We start from the raw sequence: 19,499 nt of genomic DNA, 5'->3' as shown, positions 1-19,499 counted from the left end.
ATTTCGGTTGTAGCAGTTGCAATGGAGATTTTGGGATAGGTTCTGATAGAGATCGTTGTCCTAGAGAGTGCGAACGACGTTGCCGTAGAGAATGCGAGCGAGAATGTAATAGACGCTGTCGTAGGGAATGTGCAAGAATTTGTGCATGTTTACGTAGAGAATGTGAAAGAGATTGTGAACGACGTTGCCGTAGGGAATGCGAAAGAATTTGTGAGCGTTTGCGTAGAGAATGCGAAAGAGAATGTAATAGACGTTGTCGTAGAGAATGTGAAAGACGTCGTAGAGAATGTCAAAGAATTTGTGCACGTTTGCGTAGGGAATGTGATAGAGAATGCGAGAGACGTTGCAGAGAATGTGAAAGACGTTGCCAAAGAATTTGTGAGAGAATTTTAGCATAGAATATGAAAGACTTTGCCACAGAAATTGTGATTGAGACTGTCATCTAGAATTCCATAGAGAGTGCCATAGAGGTGTACTTTTTAATATAAATAAACTTAATCTAATTAATTATATAATTTTAAATTTTTAGATTAAGATTAAGCTTGTATAATAAAAAAGAACTTATATATAAACTCTCTTTTTGATTGTCTATTATATAAGTTCTTTTTTATTTTTAGATTTATAAAATAAATGTTTATTTATGAGCTAAAATTTTTAGTTAGTTACAGCTGCTTCTTTTTCTAAACTAGTTAAAACTGCTTCTTCTAACTTAGCTGAAGCTTTTTCCCTTCTTAATCTTCTAATTTTCTTTTCTTCTCCATAAGCTACTACAAGAAGTAAAATTACACCTACGATAAGTGCTGCATAGAAGACAACAAAAACATCATTCCATCCATGAAGATTTGTCCCAAATACAGTTATACCTGATGATTTTGGATCTGCAATTTTTGCAAGTGCAACTTTAGCAGTTGAATCACCAAAAAGATAACCAAATGTTCCACTTAATCCATTAGTTACTGTGGTTGCCTTTTTGGGAGTAAATCCTACTATTGAGACACCTATTAAAAGTTGTGGTCCAAAGATTAATGCACCTAAGCAGAATAATGAAACATCTATCATTGCAACACTAGTTGCATATCTATATCCAAGTACTGCAAAGGCAGTTATTCCTAAACAAAAAGCTGCAAGTATTGCTCTTCTTCCTTTTAGAAGGTCAGATACATATCCCCAAGTCATACTTCCTAAAAGAGCTCCCATTTCAAAGTAGAATATTGTATCAACAGCATCTGTCATTCCAAATCCTAAATGTTCTGTAACATAAAGTGGAGCCCAGTTGTCTATTCCTATACGAACAATATATACGAAAACGTTCGCTACGCAAAGTGTCCAAATCCAAGGATTCTTTAAAACATATTTTTTAAAGATTTCAAACTTAGTCATTGATTCACTTTCGATATTATCTTCATCTACAGGTTCACCAAAGATGTCTTCAACTCTATTCCAACCTAATTCTTCAGGTTCATCTTTACCGACAAACATTAATCCTACACCAACGATAAGTGCTATTATTGCTGGGAATATAAACATCCCTGCAACATTTCCATGGAAGAAAGTATTAGCACCCCATAGTGCAAGTATTCCAGCGATTGCACCACCTATATTATGAGACATATTCCAAAATCCTAAATATCTACCTCTTTTAACTGTTGGAGTCCATCTTGATATTGTAGAGTAAGCAGCTGGACCTCCTGGTGCTTGTAAAAATCCACTTAATCCCCAAAGTAATAATATAATTCCTGATGGTTGTTTACCACTAAGTAGTAAAATACCTATTATTAATACTATTGTTGCTGACATTGCTAATAAAAATGAAACTATACGTTTTGCATTTCTACCATCAATTATGTAACCTAATAATGTTTTACCTATTGCATATGTAATTGAAAATCCAAATCCTATGTATCCAAGCTCTGATGTAGTGTAACCTAATTGTTCTTTTAAAAGTGGTTGTGCCGCTTTAAAGTTATTTCTAATTAAATACATACAAGCATAAACAACAAATACAACTAAAAAAGCTTTTAAAAATTGTTTAATCCATTGTTTTCTTTGTTGTTCTATTGGTACAGAAACTGACTTTTTATCGATATTAAAAAAGTTAACTATTGCGTCCATTTAATTCCTCCATTAACTCATATATTCTGAAATATTCTAGAATATATTTTAATTTTTCAAAAAACGTTTTCTGAAAATGTTTGCAATATAATGATAAAATAATTTATACACAAAAAAATCTCCTATATGTTTCACAAATGTAACATTTAGAAGATTTTAATTTTCAAACTTTTATACCTACCTTGAGTAGACTTTTTAATTTTTAACCTTATATAAAATATATATAATTATAACCCTAAATTACAGTTTATATAAGCTAATTAATTATATTTTCTAAGTCCTCAACTGTACTATTTATTATAATTATTAAATCTAACTGTTTTAATTTCTTTATTAGTATTATCTATAAAAGTCCAAGTTTCATACTCATTGTACTTTTCTAAAAAAAGATATAACTATTAGAATACTTATCATTGAACATAGATATAATTTTTTTATTTTCTAATAATCCATTATTCATTATCTCTTTTCTCCTAATAAGTTTTCTATAAATATACTCTAAAATATTATTAGTATCTTGCATCCTTATATCTCCATTTTGTCGCACTTCACTAATACATATACAACTAAAACGCATAAACCTAATACAAATAAATTAGAATAAGAATCAAGAAACATATTCATTAAAATATAAAAAATAGCAAATAATATAGCTTTTATAATAAACTTAAAGTACCTTTTTCTTTTAAGCAAAAGCTCACCTCTTTATCATATACATATACTAAATTTTATGTGTAGAAATTATCTTTTAGAATGAAGTTCATATATAAAAAAGACTAAGTTCTATAGAGAACTTAGTCTAAATTTATCACTAATAATAAATCATCAAAGTATATATTTACTTGAATCTTTTAATTGCTTTCTTTTATTAAAAAACGTTTTGTAAGTTAAATATGTAGATATCATAGTTGATATAGATGCTGATGATAGAATCATAAATGTAACCATTATCTGAAACTTTACTGCAACTATTGGTGATGTTCCACCTAATATTAATCCAGTCATCATTCCAGGTAATGATACTATTCCTAAAGTTTTTGCTGAGTCAATAGTTGGCATTATAGAAAGCTTTATACTTTCTCTTATGATATCCCTTGAGGCTTCCTTTATATCTGCTCCTAATGACAGTTTAACTTCAACAGCTTCCTTTCTCTCTTTAAAACTAGTATTTAAATTTCTATAACTTAATATAATTGCTACCATAGAGTTACTTATAATCATACCTGCAACTGGTATTACATCACTTGCTTTAAATTTTATTGCATTTGACAGTATTAATATTGTCATAGTAATACTTGTCCCTATAAGAATAGAAACAAAGGATATAACAATTTGATTTTCTATAGAATCTCCTTTTTTCTTAGTATTTAATGCTGCAATAAAGATCATAACCAAAATCAACATTATTGTATATATTGGGTTTTCTAATCCAAATATAAAATTTAAAAGATATCCTACTATAATTAATTGGATAATTGCACGAGCTACACTTACTATTATATCTTTTCCTATATTTAATTTATCTTTATATGAAATAAATATTGGGATTACTACTAAAATTGATGAAAAAATTAAAGCCTCTGTACTCATTAATTTAACTCCTCCATTTTTTCTATATTACCCTTTGAAAAAATTATTCTTTTATTAAATATGCTAGTGCTTTGCTCCTCACTATGAGTAATCCATAATACAGTTACACCTTCACTATTTATTTTTTTAACATAATCCTGAATATTTTTTGTGTTGCTAATATCTAAAGCTGATGTTACTTCATCAAGTAATAATATATCTGGCTTAAATATAACATTTCTTATAAGTCCGACCCTCTGCCTTTCTCCTCCTGATAATGATGATATTTGCTTGTCTAAATAGCTTTCATCTAAATTAAATAGGTTTAGAAAATATATCATTTTATCTTTATCTACATCGTTATTTCTTATCTTAAATGGAAACTCTAAATTATCATATACAGTATCTCCAAAAAGACATGCAGACTGTGTACAATAACTAACTTTTCTTCGTAATTCAGTGGGCTCATAATCTTCGTATTCTTTATCTCTATATTTTATACTTCCACTTTCAATTTCTATTAAATCTGCACATACCTTCATTAATGTGCTTTTACCACTTCCTGACTCCCCTATAATAGATATACAATCTCCTTCATTTACTTGAAAGGATACTCCATTTATTATATTTTTTTCATGATCTACATCATAGTAGACCTTATTTAACTCAAGTATTTTCATATTAATTCTCCCAACCCATTAATAATATATCAATATCAAATTTCAATATCGCATTTCGATATTAACACAAAAATTTTTCCTTTTCAATATAAAAATAGGTTAGTAAATTTAATTTTTTAAATCTACCAACCTATTTTCTACATAACTTCACCTACTAGAACCTTTAAGCTTTCCTTTAATTCTAATAAAAGTTCATTTCCTTTTTTTGTACTTTTATAATATTTTCTTATCTTGCCATTAACATTTTTTTCTTCCTTTTCTAAAAGCCCTTCCTCTACCATAGTTTTAAGAACAGGATATAATGTTCCAGGACTCATACTATATCCATGTCCCTTTAGTTCTTCTATCATCCAGCTTCCATAAAAACTTTCTTCATCTGCATGATGTAATATATGAATGTATATTAATCCATTAAATATCTTTCTTATTATCTGTTCCTTCACTCTGTTCAACTCCTTAAGTTTTACAATCATTTTTAGTTTTATTTATACAATTATATCATTTTATAATATATAAATTTAGATTATTTTTTCTTAAAACTAATAATACACTTATTATCATATGTTATTATATTTCTTTTATAAACTGCATTTTATTAGTAATATAAGTATTTTTAAACATAAGTAAAAGAAGGTAGCTTAAGCTACCTTCTTTCTTCTTCAAAGTTATCCCATTTTGAATCAATATGATTTTTTTCCTATCATATCTTTTGTAATAGTATCTGCATGTTCTACTAATTCTCTAAGTTTTTTTCTTTACTTTCATTATCATTAGCAAAATGAAGTTTAGCATCTCCCCATGTAGCATGATCTGAACCATTTCCATTTCCACCATCAGTTACTACAAGCTTTAATTCTTTAGCATCATTTATATTAACTTCAACATATTTTTGATGATCTCTTGAGTTCATTAACCCACTATCAAATTTCTTTTCTCCATCTACATATACTTCAAACTTTACTGAACCTACACTTCCATACATAGCCCTATCTACACCTACATAAGAAGTGAAGTAAGCATAATTTTTATCAGTTAAATCATAGATTATAGTTGATGGTGCATGAGCTCCTATACCTTTAGCATAAGTAACTTCTTTATTATTATCTCCAGTAAGTCTTAAAGCATTACCACTTACTGCTTTATCCTTTTTAACAGTACTCCATCCTGTTTTAGCACTTTTCCAGTTATACTCAGTTAGATATTTATAATCTTTCATATTAACTACTGCAACTGTTCTAGTTTTAACTACTTCATTTCCATCACTATCTACCACTTTATAAGTTATAGTGTATTTTCCTGGTTTATTAAAGTTAACGTGCCCAGTTACTTTAACTTTAGATGTTAAGTCACCATCTTTATTATCATGTGCACTATATCCAACATTTAAATCTATAGGCTCTCCTACTTTTGTAGATTCAGACTTCGCTATCTTTAATGTTGGGAATGTTGCTCTTATTAATTTCTCTGCTTTATCGAAATCTCCTTTGAAAAATTCGTAAGCTGGATAACCTTTAACTTCTTCTTTAAATGCATTTAATTTATCTAAAGTATTATATGCTTTTTCAACTTCAGATTTAGATTTATCAGTGAATAATTCAGTTGATATCTTCTTAGCTATAGTATCTTCTTTATAGAATCCTATTTCATTCATACTTGCCCAATTAGCATTAGCATCTATAAACTTAAACTTAACCCTTCTTGCATTAGTTTTATCCATATCAAATTCAACAATATCTGATGCACTTCCCTTATATTCACCTTTTCCTGCTAATATAAAGTCATTACCTTCTGCTTTGTTAGAAACATATATTTCAAACTTAGTAGCAAATCCTTTATTACCTGCATCTCTTCTAGCGCCATAGGCTATTTTTGAAATTTCTTTAGATTCACCTAGATCAAATATTATTTCATTTTTGAATGAACTACTATTTGGAGTTTTAGTTTCCCAATGTGTATTTTGCTTACCATCTATAATGTTTCCTATAACACTATTACCATAGTTTCCCCCGTTGTTACTTACAGAAACCACTGGTATCTTATATTCTTTATTGTAATTAACTAAGTTATTAACCTGTCCATACTTAGACTTTTTAACATCTAATTTTTCAAAAACAGTCACATATACAGTTTTTGATGTAGTATATCCCCTGTCCTCAGCTTCATAAGTAACTTTATACTTTCCTTTAGTTTTAGTGTCAGCATTACTCGTTACCTTTATTCTAGAGTTTGGTATGGATTTTTCATCAAATGTGAGTGCACTCACATGTTCTAAAGGATTGAATTCACTATTTTTCTCTACTAATATATTTTCAGAATCTACTCTTAAAACTGGCTTATATATTATAGATGAAGTTTTGAATACTTCACTTTTACGTTCATTTACTCTATAGTCAAAAGCTACAACTTGATAATCGTATTCTTTAGAACTATCAGTTACGTCTTTATAAGTATCTGTTCTTGTGAACCCAACAAATTCTCCATCTCTATATATTTCATAAGCTACAGTTCCTTTATTGTTATCACTTGTTCCCATATTTATTGTAAATCCATCTTTATCTTTCTTTACAGAAGTTATAACTGCCTTAGTTTCTTGATTAAATGTTTCAACCTTATCCTTTATTTTCTTATAAGTATCTAGCGTCGTATATCTTATCTTTTTATTGAATGGTTTAAACTGAGAAGTAAACTCTTTTGTCTTATCAGTTACAGGGTAGTTATAATACTCAAAGTGGCCAGATAAATCATATCCTGTTGCTTCTGACAGTGCAGTAATTATAGCTTGATAATCCCCAGTTGCTCCATATCTAGAAGGATTTTCTCTAATTAGTCTACTTGCATTAGAATAGGCTTCGTCTCCGAAATAATTTGTTATTTGAGTTATAACTAACAATCTTTCGAATAATCCAAGTTTATATTTAAAATTATCACCAAGGAATCCACCAAATCCTTTAGTTCCTTTAAAAGTAAAGTATTTATCAATATTAGCTTGATTCCAAGTAAAGTCTCTTCCTATATAACCTATGTTTGATTTATGTGCTGCTATTGAGAATAGGTTGTTAGTAACTTCTAGAAGTCTCATATCACCATTTTCTATTTGATGTCCAAACTCATGACCTATTCCCCAATCAGAGAAGTTTCCTGCAAATATATCTCTTGCTGTACTTCCTTCATAATGAATATATTCATTAGATGCAAATAATCCCTTTGCATTACTACCTTTATAGTGATATAGAGCTTTTGATGGTCTATGTATTGGATTTGGATCGTTTTTATCATATCCTGCTAATTTGTCAAATGAAGATATAAGCTTTTTAAAAGCGTTAACTGCATCTAATGGGCTTTTACCTCTATCTACATATGCTATCTTAGCTTCACTATTTTTTCCTGATATTAAGAATCGCTCTCCCATTACATCTGTCATGTTGGCGCCTTTGTGATTCTTCACTTGTTCTATGTAATCATCTATATTTGTTTTACCATATATGTATATAGGGTACTTTTTTAAGTTCTCCCCTGCCACTCTAACTTTTGGTGCATATGTTTGTTCTTCAGGTAAAGCTTTATTAGTAAAGTATATTGCAAATCCCGTTGTTCCACTTGGAGCTTTTATTATATTTCTACCTGCGTTTAAGCTTCTTATATGCCTTCCCGAACTATCAACTTCACCAACTTGTGCCATAACTAATTGTGGTAATATACCATTTTCATCTGCATCTACATATACTTCAAATGCTTTATCCGGCATTGCATAATATCCTGTTAAATCTAAATTTCCACCTGCAAATACTTGTCTTCTTTTATCTCTTTGATTGTTTTCATTACCCCTTTGAGATAATGTTATTATTTGACTTGTTTCTACTTCCTTTTTACTTACTATTTTTTTGGCCGCATTAATTATTTCCATGTGATCATTCTTTAGGGGATGATTATTTATTTCTTCTTCTAGCTTATTTAATTTATCTATCGTATTATAGTCTTCAGATATTTTAGTATGTAACTTATCTTTAAATACAGAGTTTACCTTTCTTGTCGTTGTATCTTCTTTATAAAATGACATATCAGCAAGTCCCGCTCTATAATCATAAGCAGTTACAAATCTGAATTTTAACTTCTTAAATTTAGTCTTAGGAAATACTATTTCAGTGTCTTCTGCCATAACACCATTTGCTTTTCCTTTAGAAATTAATTTATATGTATTGGAATTTTCATTTAGAGAACCATATATTTCATACTCTAGAGGGAACCCTTTATGTTCTTGACCTTTTCTAGATGACATAATAATTCTTTCTATTTCTTGTATTTCTTTAAATGTAAATACTACTTCATTTTTAAAGTTATCATCATTTCCTCTACCTGTTTCCCAATGAGTATCTTTATTACCATCATAAAGTTTTGTAAGTACACTACTTCCATAACTACCACCATTATTAGTTACACTTTTGAAATTATCTGTACTTATCTTGTATTTTTCATTATACTTAGCTAAATCTTTAGATTTTGCTATATCTGATATTTTAATTAAAGAATATGTTGATTGTTCTTCATCATCACTACTATGTAAAAGATCTTTAGCTATATTTATATCATTTAAAAGAGTTTTTCTTAATGGATGGTTTGCTACTTGTTCTTCTAAGTTCTTTATTATATTTATATCTTTGTATTTATCTTTTAATTTATATTTAGTTTCATCTGTAAATAAATCATTTACTTCATCCGTTGCTTTATCTTCTTTATAAAGCATTATTTCTGAGGCTGCTGCCCAATCAGCATTAGCTTTTTCAAATACAAATTTTACTCTTTTAAATTCTGTAGGATTAAATTTAATCTCTAATAAATCAGAAGTTACTTCAGATGAGCCATACGAGACTAATTGGAAGTCATTGCCCCTACTAGTACTTGATGTATATATCTTAAACTCTTTTGCAAAACCTTTGTTGCCAGGTCTTGATTTATACATTATTCTATTTAATGTTGTTTTTTCACTAAGTTCAAATACTACTTCATTTTTAAAATTTGAATTATTTGGTTTCCCTGTTTCCCAGTGAGTATTTAAATCACCATCTATTATTCTATTTAATACGCTACTTCCATATCTCCCACCATTATTAGTTATTGAAATTATTTTAGAATTATCAACTTTAAAAGCTTTATTGTACGCTTCTAAGTTTTCGCTACTAGCTAAATTAAATTTATTTACAGTAGCTTTTGTTGCTTGTTTATTTTGATTACTTTCATTTGATATGTTTTGAATCACTTTATTGCTATTTAATTCATCTGCAAAAACTTCTACTGCTGTAACTGAAAAGTTTGTGATTATTGCAGCCATAATTATAGCTGCTACTTTTTTCTTATTCATATTTCTTCCCCCCTGATTAATTTAATACCTCAGAAGTACATTAAAAAAGCTACTCAAAAAAGAGTAGCTGTATACACATAATGAAATTAATAAATTATAATTATAATCAATATTTATAATTAATTAATCTTAAAAACAAAAAGTATAATGTACCCTTTGGCAACTGGCTGACATAGTTTTAAACCTTAGTCCCTATAGCTTTGCGTCCCTAAATTTCTCTAGGTTTGCCTATTTTATTTTATTTCTTAGTGAAATTTTACTATTATTTTACATAAAATTCAATATATTTTCTATTTATTTTTTGAAAATTTCGACAAATTATTTTTATGTAATAAAAAAGCTCCCATATAAAACTTTATATGAGAACTTTCAATTCTAATCATAACTTTAAAATCTATTTATGAACTAATTATTATTTTCTCTATTAATCTAACTTAGATTTCAGATTAAATAGAACCTATTAAGTATATAAATAAACTAAAAATCCACATATACCTATTTGGCATATGTGGACTTCTAATATGTAAGTTATTATATAAAAAGAAATATTAGCTTAAAATTGTAAAAATATTTATTTAACTAAGGGTTGTTAGTATCCTATAAATAGGCGTTACTTAATATTACATAATCTACAAGTAAAACTCAATAACTTAATCTATTCATCTTTTTTATGCTATATATTAAAGCTTTATATCCGCTAAATAAGAAAGGCTACAAAAAATGGTTATATTAAAATTATTTTTAACTATTTTAAGACAGATATTTATATTAATTTCTACCTTTAAAACTAAATATAAATCATTTAAGCTTTGTATCTCCTTAAAAGTTAACATTATTTACTACTTACAATAGACTATATTTTTATTATGTACAATATCCCTTATATCAAATTATAACACGAAATAATAATAGGTTTAATCTTATATTTAAATTACACTTAACTATTATTTATAATAATAAAGAACCTCCTTATATACTATAATTTAACCCATACTTGTATTATAGGAAGAAATAACATTGTCAAAAGAAAAATCCAATGGGAAAGTGTGGGGTCATAAAATTATTATTAATTATTAAAAAAATCTTCAGCATAATTACTGAAGATTTTTTTAATAATATTTTCTTTTTATAGTATTGATTTATAATAAGATGTTAAATCTTTATACTCTATATTTCCATCTGCTTCATAAAGAATACTTAATTTATCATTGTTAAAAGCTAAGCAGGAATACCCACCGCCAGCTTTATTTCCATCTTTAGGATAAGGGACACATAGTTCTTTAATTCCTTTAGATACGTCATCAAAATCAATCATATAGACAGTAATATTATCTCTAGTATACCAGCCTTTAGTGTTCTTAGGTGCTGAAATTAATCCAATTCTATGCCCATTAGAATTGGTAATTTTAATAAATGAACCTTGACAGCCTGAACCATAACCAGTTGAAATTTTACCATTTAAAGGTTCATATACACTCCATGTAGATCCTAAATCATGAGATATATATGATGCTCTATAACCAGCTGAGTCATCTCTAGCACTCATAATTAAAGATCCATCTAGCTCTATTACCATATTTTCAGAAGTTTTTGATTTAGGTACTTTATTTCCCATTGTCCATGTTTCACCATTATCTTTTGAATACATAATTGATGAATAATAATTATTAGTATTGTTTTCTCTTAATGCAATTTGTATTGGCATTACTATTGTTCCATCAGACATTGTAATACCTGATCCAACTCCACCTAACCATCCAATTGTATTACTTGGCTGATTTTTTATTCTTGATTGATTTGTAGTTAAATCTATTTTATCAGACCATGTTACGCCATTATCATCAGAGTAAACCATCTGAACAGACCAATCATTTCTTAATGAAGTTGTACTATTTGCCCAATTACCGTCCTTATTCCAAGAGCCTGCAATTAATATAACTCTACCTGTATTGGTAACTACTGTTGTTGAATCCATTACACGAGAAAATTTTGAATTAACACCATCATTTTTCATTGCTACTTGATAACTCCACGTTTTTCCATCATCAATACTACGTGCACATCCAATATCAATATTCCCATGGTCTTGAGGACCATTATGACGAATGTCAGAAAACGTTAACATAGAGCCATCCTTTAATAATTGCATACTTGGAATTCTAAAATACTTTGCATTCCATGCATTGTTAGTTTTATCAAATACTGTTATTGCTGACTCCTCAGTATTAGTATTTAGTTCACTTGCAAATACAGGATTACTAGTACATAATACGCTAATAGTCATTATAGATAAGATTCTTAGGTTTTTAATAAAATTTTTTTTCATTTCTATCCCTCCATTTAAATTAGTATTTAAAATATTTTATAGAAATTTGCACATTTTAAAATTGATTAAATTTTTGTGCAATTTTTTATAAATCCTGAAGGCTGGTATATAAGTAATAAAACAATACATACCTAAATCACTGCTAATAATCTATCTTTTAAGTATCTTATTCTTAATAATCAAATTACAAAGAAGAATCCTTAAATGTTTCCTTAAAATTATAAAAAGCGCCTTTAAGTCCAGCGGTATTTCTAAGTTCTGCAAAAGCTATATTAGTATTGTTATAAACTGACTCTATTAAATACTTTTTCAAACTTTTTTCAATTAGAGGTTTAAAAACTTCCTCTCTAGCCATTATTCCTCCACCTAAAACAATAACTTCTGGGTTTATTAAATAAACAATGTTTGAAATTCCTAGTGCTAAATTATCAGCCAATTTCTCAACTTCATCTCTGCATATAATGTCCCCTTTTTCATAATTATCTAATATGTATCTACCATCAATTTCACTAGAGTCAACATTCTTTCTTTTAGCTACATTTTTTACCAAGGTACTTGCTGATGCAATTTCTTGAATTTGTTCTCCGTTAACTAACATATATCCAATTTCTCCAGCTGAATTACTAAATCCACGAAGTATTTTGTCATCTATAATTAATGCTCCACCAATTCCCGTACCTATTGTTAAACATGCCATTGAAGATTTACCTTTACCAGCTCCCCCGAAAAATTCTCCCAGCGCAGCACAATTAACATCATTCTCTACAGCGCATGGCAAATTAAATTCTTCCTCTAATATTTTTTTCACTTCAACCCCGGTATAATTAGGTATTGTTGGTCCAGCATAAACAATTTTGCCTTCTTTAGGACATACCATTCCTGCTGTTGATATACATATTCCTTTTATATCATAATTAGCCTTAATATCTTTAATTATATCTTTAACTTTATCGAGTATACTTAATCCACCTTTATAAGCTTCAGTATCTCTATCATTAACATTTATTAACGTTTCTTCTTCATTTATAATTCCATACTTTATGCTAGTTCCACCTATATCTATAACTGCAAATAAATCCATATTTATCACCTCTAAAAAAATTAATACCTTATAAAATTTATTATAAGCAATAAAGGCTGTATTAAAATAACTTAAAATAAAATTATAAACCTAATCAATCACTTTAGTTTCATGGTTTATTATTGTAAGTTTTAATACAACCTCATAAAATAAAACATTATAAAATCACTTTATAAATAGCCTTTTTTATATCAGAAGACTCCTCACTAGCCTTTAGACAAGTCATGTGTATATCCTCTGGATAACAAATTAAGAAGTCCCCTTCTTCTAAAACAACTGAAGAATTTTCATCTCCTTCAAACGCTAAAAAATCATCATTTTCAATAAATTCTTTAAATTCTAAGTTTTCTTTAAAATTAAGATTTATTCTTTCTTTTCCACTGAAAACAACATGAACATCTATATATTTTTTATGTCCTTCCCAAAAACGATCTTCCTTATTTTTTGTAGTATAATTAACCCTATTAAAGAACAGCTCTTCGCCTTTTATTTCATGAGTACCTGGAGCAAACTCTATTACATTATTATTTTTTGCATGTAGCAAAGCTTCCTTAATAAGCTTTGGTAAATAATCATAACTTTCTAAATTTCTTAAATTGCCAAATATCATTTCATTCACCTCTAAAAACATTAAATTTTAAAGTAGTGCTGATCTTCAAATGAATAGTAAGGATCATTTAAAAATCAACACTTAATCTAATTAAATATTATACATTTATTTATATTATTAATTTTTATTGTAGTACATTGTTGCTTTATTTAAAGTTTTCTCATCAACCAATTGAGATTGAGTCATTAATGAAACTATCATTCCAACTATAACTGAAACTCCGATTGATATGATTGAGTATGACCATATACTTACATCGAATCCGCCATATTTACATACAATAACAGCTATTGCTGATGCTATAAATCCAGCATATGCTCCTGTTTTTGTAGCCTTTTTGAAGAATACTCCTAATACAAATATTCCTGCTAAAACTCCAAGAACAAGTCCCATAAATCCATTAAACCATTCATAAGCTGAGTTTACTCCACCATTTGCAAGGATTACTGCCATTATTATTGAAGCTATACCAACTCCTAAAGATATATATTGAGCAATTTTTGTTTGTTTTTCCATTGACATATCTTTTGTTATAAAGTTTTGAATATCTAAAGTCCAACTTGTTGCAACTGAATTTAATCCAGTTGAAAGTGTTGATTGTGCTGCTGCATATATAGCTGCAAGAACTATACCTGTTATCCCAACTGGTAATTGGAATGCTATGTATGATGCAAAAATTTGATCTTGTTGAGCAGTTTGTAATAACTGAGGATTTTGACTATAGAAAACATATAAAGCTGTTCCTATTAAATAGAATATAGTTGCTACAAATAATGATAATACTAGGTTACCATAAGTCATTTTCTTTAATTGTTTTATATCTGTAGTTGTAGTAAACCTTTGCACTACATCCTGACTTGAAATATATGATGAGAAAGTATTTAATCCTCCTCCAACTATTAATAAGAATACACTTGTTTTAAATATATTAGCATTAAATATCGGTTCTGTTGAAGATAAAAATTTTCCTCCTTCAGTTAATTCACTCATAATAGATCCGAATCCGCCATCTATTGTTGAAATTAAGAATACTAATGCGAAAATAATACCTGCTATAAGTACACATCCTTGAATAAAGTCTGTCCATAATACTGACTTTAATCCACCTGTATATGAATAAATTATTGCTATTACGCCCATTGCTATGATAAGTAAGTAAACATTTATACCAGTAAGCTTTGCTAATACCATTGATGGTAAATACATTATAATTGCCATACGTCCAATTTGATAAATTATGAACATTATAGCTCCAAGAACTCTAAGCCCTTTATCCTTATATCTTATTTCTAAATATTCATAAGCAGTATCTATATCTAGTCTACTATAAATTGGTAAGATATATCTTATTGTAAGAGGTACTGCTACAAACATACCAAGTTGAGCAAACCACATTATCCAAGTTCCTTTATAAGAGTTACCAGCTAATGATAAAAATGAAATTGGACTTAAAAGCGTTGCGAATATAGAAACCGAAGTAACCCACCAAGGAATAGTTCCATCACCTCTAAAGAACTCTTTTCCTTTCATTTCTTTCTTAGAGAACTTTAAACCTGCATAAAGCACTGCCCCTAAATAAACAACTAGTACAACTAAATCAATCTTCGTAAACCCTTGCATACCAATTCTCCTCCCCTATTCTTTTATGTAGTCTAACTTTTTAAAGTTAGACTACTGTTTTTCAATAAATATCACTAAAAATACTTTTTGTTAATTTCCTTAGCTTTTTCAACCATTTCTTCAGTAGCTTCCTTCATAGGTTGTCTGCAGTATCCAGCATCCACACCTTGCTCTTGAAGAATTAATTTAATTGTTTGGTAAAGACCATTGTTTAAAATATCAGTTATTAAATCATTAGTTACATGTTGAACTTCTAATGATGTTTGTACATCACCTTTTTGAGCAGCTTCAAAAATTTGTCTTGCTCTTACACCGTTTACATTGAATGTTGAACCAATTGCTCCATCAACACCAAGTACTGTAGCAGGTAATAGCATTTCATCAAATCCAGCAAAGATTAATTTATCTGGGAATGCTTTTCTCATACGCTCTAATAAGTAGAAGTCTGCCGCTGTAAACTTAACGCCTATGATCTTATCGTTTTCAAAAAGTTCAGCAAATTGATCTATTGACATATTTACTCCTGTTAGGAATGGAATTGAATAAATAATCATTTTATTATCTACTGAATTTATTATTGTTTCATAGTAATGTTTTATCTCATTAAAATCAAATTTATAGTAGAATGGTGTAACTGCTGATAATGAATCATATCCTAGCTCTGTTGCAAACTTTGCAAGTTCTACTGCTTCTTTTAAGTTTACTGACCCTACTTGAGCTATTAATTTAACTTCTCCTTTTGCTTCATCCATTGCAATTTCAAATATTTTTTTCTTTTCATCAGTTGAAAGCATAAAGTTTTCTCCAGTACTTCCTCCTACATAAAGACCATCTACCTTACATACATCAATATTATGTCTTATTATTTCTCTTAACCCCTTCTCATTGATGTTTCCATCCTTATCAAATGAAACTAATAGTGCTGAATAAATACCTTTCATTGTCTTTCTCCTCCCAAAATCATTTAATTTTTAATTTATTTTAAAACATCAGTAAATCTCTTTGTTATTTGTTGTGGTCTTGTGATTGCTCCTCCAACCACCGCTGAATATGCACCTAATTCAAATGCCTTCTTTAGTTCCTCTGGAGTATTTATCTTTCCTTCGCAAATAACTGGGATTTTTACCGTTTTTATTAACTCTTCTAAAAGTTCAAAATCTACCTTGTTACTTTGTTTAGAATATGTTGTGTACCCTGAAAGTGTTGTTGATATACAATCAAATCCTATTTTTTCTGCTTCAATACCTTCTTCTAAAGTTGACACATCTGCCATTGCTTTTTTTCCCTTTTCATGAATAGCATCAACTAAATCTTGTATATTTTCATTGTTAGGTCTTTTTCTTTTTGTAGCATCTAATGCTATCATTTCACATTCTGTTTCTAAAAGCTCGTCTACTTCTTTAATAGTTGGCGTTATATAAATTTCTGAATCATTGTAAATTCTTTTTATTATTCCAATGATAGGAAGTTTTGCAACCTTCTTTATTTCATTAATATCACTAACACCTTGTGCCCTTATTGCTACTGCGCCACCTTCCTTAGCTGCGATTGCCATTCTTCCCATAATAAAAGAGCTATGCAAAGGCTCATCTGCTAAGGCTTGGCAAGAAACTATCAAATTCCCTTTTAATCCATCTAACATTTTATATATCACCTTTTCCTGAAAATTATTTTCTCTATATTCTTATTGTAATCATTTTCTAAAGATATTTCAATACCTTTTTGAAAATATTTTTCAATTTATAGTTATTTATTTTCCAATATGGATCTCTTCTCTCATATAATCAAAATCTATTAGATAAATTAAATCTTACTTTTCTTTATGTGAACTACTTTCCCTTAAAAATAAGCAATAAAAAAAGTGCATAAATTCCTACAATTTTATGCTAGAACTTTTATGCACTTTAATATTAATATCTATAGAAGAATTTAATTTATATAAAATTCTTAAAAGGAGAATCTGGGAAGCCAAATGATTTCCATTATTATTTTTATTTATCACTTTGATAGCTTATCTGCATTTTTCTCCGAGGTATTAATCATTAGTTTCATTATAAAATAAAATGGTATTCCCCATAATAAGGCTGATAAAAATATCATCATTATACCAGTAAAATGAAAACTCCCATCAACATACACTTCATTTCCATTCATTATTAATCCAAATATAATGCTACCAATAACAACCCTTATTTTAAACTCCTTAAGAGTAACCTTTTTACTATTTCTCTTTCTTATACTACCAAATATAAGAATTCCATTCTTTATATACTTATATGATACATATAACCCTAGTATAAAGAAAATAAAACCATTAAAACCAGATAAATAAATATTATCAAATATAAATACATAAATTGCACCTATACAAATAGTAAATATATATGCGGCCTTAAAGCTTTGTGATATAAATTTATTTCTAAAGGTTACTATCCCCTCATCCATTCCTTTTATTAGATCTTTTAAACTAATGCCTAATATAAAGCATCTTACAATTATGTACAAATTACATCCAACCAATATATAAATCTCTGTAATTATAGAAATTAAATTGATATCAATAGTAAATGCTTTTATTAATAGACTTATAATACATGCTATTTGAATCAAAAGATATGCTACTATATTTGTAGAATTATATTGTTTATCAATTCTTTCATCCATCCCGTAAATTTTCATTTTACTCCCCCCAAAATAGATCGTTTAATGTTTTATCTAATTCCTTACAAATAGAGATACAAAGTTTTATTGTTGGATTATACTTTCCAGACTCTATCATACTTATTGTCTGACGGGTAACTCCAACTAGATTCGCTAAATCTTCTTGTGATAAATCTTTTTCTATTCTTGCTATTTTCATTCTTTTATTTTTCTTATTTTCCATATTAATCCTCCTACCAGAATAGTAATACTTACATTGCTTAATGTCAAATATATATGACATATTTTTATAGACTTAACTTTGATTTATTTTTCTTTTTATAAATCACAATATGATGATATTACAAATTAATAAATAAAGTATGTTCTTTGAAAATTGAATGATATGGTATTAAGATATATAATGAAAATATAGAATATTTAACCAGAAATCATATTGCGGACTAAAGAAATAAATAATAGTAAATAATCTCACAAGTAAATAAGTAAAATAAATATTAACATAAATGGAGTGATAATAGTTATGATACATAAAAATAGAGAATTAAAAGAAAACTTAAAAATTGATTGCACTAATTGTTTTGGGTTTTGTTGTACTGCATTATATTTTTCTAAGTCAGATGGATTTCCAAATGATAAGGAAGCAGGAAAACCATGTATAAATTTAGATAGAAGTTTTAAATGTAAAGTTCATAAGGAACTTAGAAAAAAAGGTTTAAAAGGATGCTCTACATACGATTGCTTTGGCGCAGGACAAAAGGTTGCTAAAGTTACTTACAAAGGGAATAATTGGAGAGACAGCCCTGAAATTTCTAATCAAATGTTTGAAGTATTTCTAATAATGAGACAAATTCATGAAATGCTCTGGTATTTATCAGAAGCCTCAAGAATGCAAGATAACTTAAATATTAAAAATAAAATAAATAATATGATTATAGAAATGACTAAAATATCTAACTTAGATGCAGTTTCATTAATAAATTTAGATTTAGTTTTATATAGAAGTAAAGTAAATGCACTACTTTTAGAAACAAGTAAATCTATACGAAATAAATATAAAAAAGTTAAAACCTCCAATATAAATCGTAAGAAATTAATTACAGGAAGATTAAATTTAATTGGCTCAAACTTTAAAAAGACAAATTTAGTAGGTGAAGATTTAAGTGGAGCACTTTTAATTGCAGCAGATCTTAAAGGAAGTAATTTAAGTGGAGTGGATTTCTTAGGAGCTGATTTAAGAGATACTGACTTAAGAGGTGCAGACTTATCAAGAAGTATTTATCTTACACAGCTTCAACTAAACTCTGCCAAAGGTGATATAAACACAAAATTACCAATATCATTAAGTCGTCCAGAATATTGGTGTGATTAAATATTTATAAATACTCTTCTTAAAAAGTGGATCAAAGAAAACCAAATAGCTCCCTTAAAATTAGTCTATATTTTAAACCAATGCCAATAAGTTACTATAAATAAAGTGGATA

Annotated in this window: 16 protein-coding genes and 1 riboswitch; of the genes, 2 read left to right on the top strand and 14 right to left on the bottom strand. The window is 28.2% G+C overall.

The genetic code is table 11. From position 1 onward, the window contains the following. The first annotated feature begins 129 nt into the window (after window positions 1-129). Window positions 130-393, top strand: coding sequence for a hypothetical protein (locus tag K5V21_RS01635; protein WP_221858568.1), 264 nt, complete (start codon window positions 130-132; stop codon window positions 391-393). Window positions 394-654: 261 nt separating this feature from the next. Here the strand turns inward: K5V21_RS01635 and uhpT are convergent, their stop codons facing one another. The 14 genes from uhpT to K5V21_RS01565 all read right to left on the bottom strand — a co-directional run bounded on the left by uhpT (window position 655) and on the right by K5V21_RS01565 (window position 18,238). Then, window positions 655-2,112, bottom strand: coding sequence for a hexose-6-phosphate:phosphate antiporter (uhpT, locus tag K5V21_RS01630; RefSeq protein ID WP_221858567.1), 1,458 nt, complete (start codon window positions 2,110-2,112; stop codon window positions 655-657). A gap of 379 nt (window positions 2,113-2,491) precedes the next feature. After that, a complete protein-coding gene (locus K5V21_RS01625; RefSeq protein WP_221858566.1) occupies window positions 2,492-2,635 on the bottom strand; it encodes a hypothetical protein in 144 nt (47 codons plus the stop codon). 302 nt (window positions 2,636-2,937) lie between these two features. Further along, a complete protein-coding gene (locus K5V21_RS01620; RefSeq protein ID WP_221858565.1) occupies window positions 2,938-3,702 on the bottom strand; it encodes an ABC transporter permease in 765 nt (254 codons plus the stop codon). Continuing rightward, the gene (locus K5V21_RS01615) at window positions 3,702-4,361 is read right to left on the bottom strand and encodes an ABC transporter ATP-binding protein (protein WP_221858564.1); all 660 of its coding nucleotides are present in this window, start codon (window positions 4,359-4,361) and stop codon (window positions 3,702-3,704) included. The genes K5V21_RS01620 and K5V21_RS01615 overlap by 1 nt, the downstream gene beginning before the upstream one ends. Window positions 4,362-4,498: 137 nt before the next feature. Next, window positions 4,499-4,804 carry a PadR family transcriptional regulator gene (locus tag K5V21_RS01610; protein WP_221858563.1) on the bottom strand — a complete coding sequence of 102 codons (306 nt, stop codon included), beginning with the start codon at window positions 4,802-4,804 and terminating at the stop codon, window positions 4,499-4,501. A 290-nt stretch (window positions 4,805-5,094) separates the two neighbouring features. Further along, window positions 5,095-9,717 (bottom strand): NPCBM/NEW2 domain-containing protein, encoded by a 4,623-nt coding sequence (locus K5V21_RS01605; RefSeq protein ID WP_221858562.1) that lies wholly within the window; start codon window positions 9,715-9,717, stop codon window positions 5,095-5,097. 155 nt (window positions 9,718-9,872) lie between these two features. Then, window positions 9,873-9,956, bottom strand: a riboswitch (cyclic di-GMP riboswitch). 887 nt (window positions 9,957-10,843) lie between these two features. Next, window positions 10,844-12,043 (bottom strand): sialidase family protein, encoded by a 1,200-nt coding sequence (locus tag K5V21_RS01600; RefSeq protein WP_221858560.1) that lies wholly within the window; start codon window positions 12,041-12,043, stop codon window positions 10,844-10,846. Between the two features lie 184 nt (window positions 12,044-12,227). Next, the gene (locus K5V21_RS01595; protein WP_221858558.1) at window positions 12,228-13,124 is read right to left on the bottom strand and encodes an ROK family protein; all 897 of its coding nucleotides are present in this window, start codon (window positions 13,122-13,124) and stop codon (window positions 12,228-12,230) included. Window positions 13,125-13,281: 157 nt separating this feature from the next. After that, the gene (locus K5V21_RS01590; protein WP_221858557.1) at window positions 13,282-13,734 is read right to left on the bottom strand and encodes a YhcH/YjgK/YiaL family protein; all 453 of its coding nucleotides are present in this window, start codon (window positions 13,732-13,734) and stop codon (window positions 13,282-13,284) included. 117 nt (window positions 13,735-13,851) lie between these two features. Continuing rightward, on the bottom strand, window positions 13,852-15,354 hold the full coding sequence (locus K5V21_RS01585; protein ID WP_221858556.1) for a sodium:solute symporter: 1,503 nt from the start codon (window positions 15,352-15,354) through the stop codon (window positions 13,852-13,854). A 74-nt stretch (window positions 15,355-15,428) separates the two neighbouring features. Next, entirely contained in the window at window positions 15,429-16,295 is an 867-nt protein-coding gene (locus tag K5V21_RS01580; protein ID WP_221858555.1) for an N-acetylneuraminate lyase, read from the bottom strand. A gap of 35 nt (window positions 16,296-16,330) precedes the next feature. Continuing rightward, the gene (locus K5V21_RS01575; RefSeq protein WP_221858554.1) at window positions 16,331-16,996 is read right to left on the bottom strand and encodes an N-acetylmannosamine-6-phosphate 2-epimerase; all 666 of its coding nucleotides are present in this window, start codon (window positions 16,994-16,996) and stop codon (window positions 16,331-16,333) included. Between the two features lie 356 nt (window positions 16,997-17,352). Continuing rightward, window positions 17,353-18,033 (bottom strand): DUF6773 family protein, encoded by a 681-nt coding sequence (locus tag K5V21_RS01570; RefSeq protein WP_221858553.1) that lies wholly within the window; start codon window positions 18,031-18,033, stop codon window positions 17,353-17,355. Between the two features lies 1 nt (window position 18,034). Further along, entirely contained in the window at window positions 18,035-18,238 is a 204-nt protein-coding gene (locus K5V21_RS01565; protein ID WP_221858552.1) for a helix-turn-helix transcriptional regulator, read from the bottom strand. Between the two features lie 300 nt (window positions 18,239-18,538). Here K5V21_RS01565 and K5V21_RS01560 point away from each other — a divergent pair, with 300 nt between their 5' ends. Continuing rightward, window positions 18,539-19,387 (top strand): pentapeptide repeat-containing protein, encoded by an 849-nt coding sequence (locus K5V21_RS01560; RefSeq protein ID WP_221858549.1) that lies wholly within the window; start codon window positions 18,539-18,541, stop codon window positions 19,385-19,387. Window positions 19,388-19,499: the final 112 nt, after the last annotated feature.

Source organism: Clostridium sardiniense (assembly GCF_019753795.1).
Lineage (GTDB): Bacteria > Bacillota > Clostridia > Clostridiales > Clostridiaceae > Clostridium > Clostridium sardiniense.
The sequence above is the reverse complement of the archived record's forward strand: the minus strand, read 5'-3'. Positions and strand labels throughout refer to the sequence as shown.